The organism is Streptomyces hainanensis (assembly GCF_004348415.1).
In the GTDB taxonomy this organism is placed as follows: Bacteria; Actinomycetota; Actinomycetes; order Streptomycetales; family Streptomycetaceae; genus Streptomyces; species Streptomyces hainanensis.
On the sequence record NZ_SMKI01000702.1, the window covers coordinates 1 to 2,655 of the forward strand.

At 72.7% G+C, this 2,655-nt stretch carries 4 protein-coding genes; 1 reads left to right on the forward strand and 3 read right to left on the reverse strand.

Annotated features, from left to right (window positions below):
• The 3 genes from E1283_RS34900 to E1283_RS34910 form a co-directional block, all read right to left on the reverse strand.
• Positions 1-333 (reverse strand): hypothetical protein (locus E1283_RS34900; RefSeq protein WP_207930658.1); only part of this gene is annotated, 333 nt, incomplete at its 3' end.
• A 111-nt stretch (positions 334-444) separates the two neighbouring features.
• Positions 445-1,206 carry an SDR family NAD(P)-dependent oxidoreductase gene (locus E1283_RS34905; protein WP_132822180.1) on the reverse strand — a complete coding sequence of 254 codons (762 nt, stop codon included), beginning with the start codon at positions 1,204-1,206 and terminating at the stop codon, positions 445-447.
• Positions 1,203-1,625: a VOC family protein gene (locus E1283_RS34910; protein WP_132822181.1), complete on the reverse strand. Its 423-nt coding sequence runs from the start codon at positions 1,623-1,625 to the stop codon at positions 1,203-1,205. The genes E1283_RS34905 and E1283_RS34910 overlap by 4 nt, the downstream gene beginning before the upstream one ends.
• A 78-nt stretch (positions 1,626-1,703) precedes the next feature.
• Between E1283_RS34910 and E1283_RS34915 the strand changes: the two genes are divergently transcribed.
• Positions 1,704-2,384 carry a GntR family transcriptional regulator gene (locus E1283_RS34915; RefSeq protein WP_132822182.1) on the forward strand — a complete coding sequence of 227 codons (681 nt, stop codon included), beginning with the start codon at positions 1,704-1,706 and terminating at the stop codon, positions 2,382-2,384.
• Positions 2,385-2,655 lie beyond the last annotated feature (271 nt).

Below are 2,655 nucleotides of genomic sequence, written 5' to 3' on the forward strand. Positions count from 1 at the left end.
GGGGTCGTCAGGCGGGGGCGCGGGCCGTCGCTCGCGCCGCAGACGCCGCAGCAGTCTTCTGGTGCGGCCGGCGGCACGTTGCCCGGCGTCCTCCGCGAGCGCCTTGACGACCTCGCTCGCCACCCCGCAGGCGATGGTCGTGAACAGTACGGCGGCGGCCTCGACCGCGCCGAACCCCAACGGGTCGTCACGCTGTCGCCGCGACCGGGCGCCACGTGGGGCGGCGGTCACCGTCTCGTCGAACAGCGGCAGTTCGTCCGGCGCGAGTCGGGCGACCAACTCGCGCGCGAGCGCCAACCCGGCGCTCTCCCCCCAGTCCGTTTCCCGGCGCACCGCACCCTCCCCCGCGCGCGGACCCATCCAAGCTCCAGGCTAGCAACGGGAGTTGAATGTGCGAACCGGGTTTCCTGCACCCCTCACCCCCGTGTCGGCGGCCGCGGGTCCTCAGGTTCGGAGGTGGGAGGCGCCGTTGAGGTCGAGGACGGTTCCGGAGGACCAGGTGGCTTCCGGTGAGGCCAGGAAGAGCACCGCGGCCGCGACCTCCTCGGGGGTCCCGACGCGTCCGAAGGGGCTCTGACCGCGCAGGGCCTCGCCGTCCTGGCCCGCCAGCCTGGGTGCCTGTCGTTCGGTCGCGACGAAGCCGGGCGCCACGGACGTCACCGCGATGCCGTGCGGGGCCAGCGCGACGGCCATCGACTGCCCGAACGCGTGCAACGCGGCCTTGCTCGCGCCGTACGCGGGAAAGTCCGGCTCGCCCCGGAAGGCGCCTCGGGAACCGATGTTGACGATGCTGCCCCCACCGGCGCGGTCGACGAGGTGCCGGGCGACGCAGTAGGTGACGTTCGCCGCGCCGAGCAGGTTGACGTCGACCATGCGGCGCCAGTTCCGTTGCCAGTCCTCGTAGGACACGTCGGTCACCCGGTGCCGGGTGTCGTGGGACGGTGCGGCGGCGGCGTTGTTGACCAGGACGTCGATCCCGCCGAGCCCCCGCACGGCATCGTCGACGACGTCCCGCGCCGCCCGCGGATCGCCGAGATCACCGGCGAGCAGGGCGTGACCGGAACCGGGCAGTCGCCGCAGCGTCTCCTCGGCGTCGGCGCGGTCGACCGCGTAGTGCACCCCGACCCGGTCCCCGTGTGCGGCGAACGCCAGGGCCACGGCCCGGCCGATCCCGCGCGACGCTCCGGTGACGAGTACGCGCCTCATCGCGTGAAGACCTGGGAGGGGTCGCGGAACGCCTTGAACTCCAGCGCGTTGCCGGCCGGATCGTGGAGGAACATCGTCCACTGCTCACCCGGCTCGCCGGGGAAGCGGCGGTAGGGCTCGATGACGAACGCGACGCCCGCCGCGCGGAGTCGGTCGGCGAGCGCGTGGAAGTCCTCGGTCGACAGCAGCAGCCCGAAGTGCGGGATCGGCACCGCGTGCCCGTCGACCTCGCTGTTCCCGGCGGGTACCGGGCCGCCGGGTACCACATGGGTCACCAGCTGGTGGCCCCGCAGGTCCCAGTCGATCCAGTGGTCGGTGGACCGCCCCTCGCTCAGCCCCAGAACGCCCCCGTAGAACCGGCGCGCGGCGCCGAGGTCGTCGACCGGTATGGCCAGGTGGACGGCGGGCCGCAGGGACATGTGGGGGCTCCTTCGCTTCGGCCGCTTCGACGCCCTCCGACCTTGCACCCCCTGATGTCCGGATGTCAACATTCGGACATGACCGTCGCACCGCTCCCCAGGGCCAGTCGCCGCGGACTGTCGCGGGAGGCCGCCGACCTCATACGCGAGGCGATCCTCGCCGGCCGCTTCCCGCCCGCGGCGCAGCTGCGCGAGGTCGAACTCGCCGCCTGGCTGGGAGTCAGCCGCGGATCGGTGCGCGAAGGACTCGCCCTCCTCGAACGCGAGGGGCTCGTCCACAGCGTCTGGCACCGTGGCACCACCGTCATCGACGTCACCGCCCAGGACGTCGAGGAGGTCTACGGCCTGCGCGCCGCCCTGGACCGTCTCGCGGCGACCGGTGCGCAGCAGAACGCGACCGCCGACCAGTTGGCCGAACTGGACACCCTCGTCGACGCGATGTCGCGGGAGATCGGCGGCGAGGCGTCCGGGACGAGGCTGCTCGCCCTGGACATCGCCTTCCACGACCGGATCTACGACGCCGCGAACAACCGCAGGCTCGTCGACGCCTGGCACGCGGTGCGCTCACAGGTCCATCTGTTCCAGCTCCGCCGCATCACCCTCGGCTACGAGCACTACCGGGCCCGCGTCGTCGACGAACACCGCGAACTGGTGGCGCTCCTGCGCTCGGACGACCGGGAGACGCTGGCCCGGCGGGCCGAGGAACACGTCGACTCCGCTCGCCGCGGCCTGCTCACCGGCCTGCGCCCCGCACCGTGACGCCGCAGGTCGTCGCACCGGCGCGCCCGGCGCCCTGACCTTACCCTCGGGGGCAGGGTTCAGCTTCTTCGTGCGCAGGCCAGCCCGCTGCACGCGTGCACCAACACTGGTGGTGTGTCACCGCGGCGCTACAGAAGATCCGGGCCGGGTAGCGGGCGATACCGATCTCTCCAATGATGTGGACAGCGCGACAGGGTGCGCCGAGGCTCGGGGTGGCAGATGAGGATGACGGCCTTCAAGGGGCTGGAGGACACCGATCCGGGGTGGGTGG

Coding starts and splice junctions, on each gene's coding strand:
- E1283_RS34915 (WP_132822182.1), top strand. CDS start 1,704: ATGACCGTCGCACCGCTCCCCAGGGCCAGTCGCCGCGGACTGTCGCGG.
- E1283_RS34910 (WP_132822181.1), bottom strand. CDS start 1,625: ATGTCCCTGCGGCCCGCCGTCCACCTGGCCATACCGGTCGACGACCTC.
- E1283_RS34905 (WP_132822180.1), bottom strand. CDS start 1,206: ATGAGGCGCGTACTCGTCACCGGAGCGTCGCGCGGGATCGGCCGGGCC.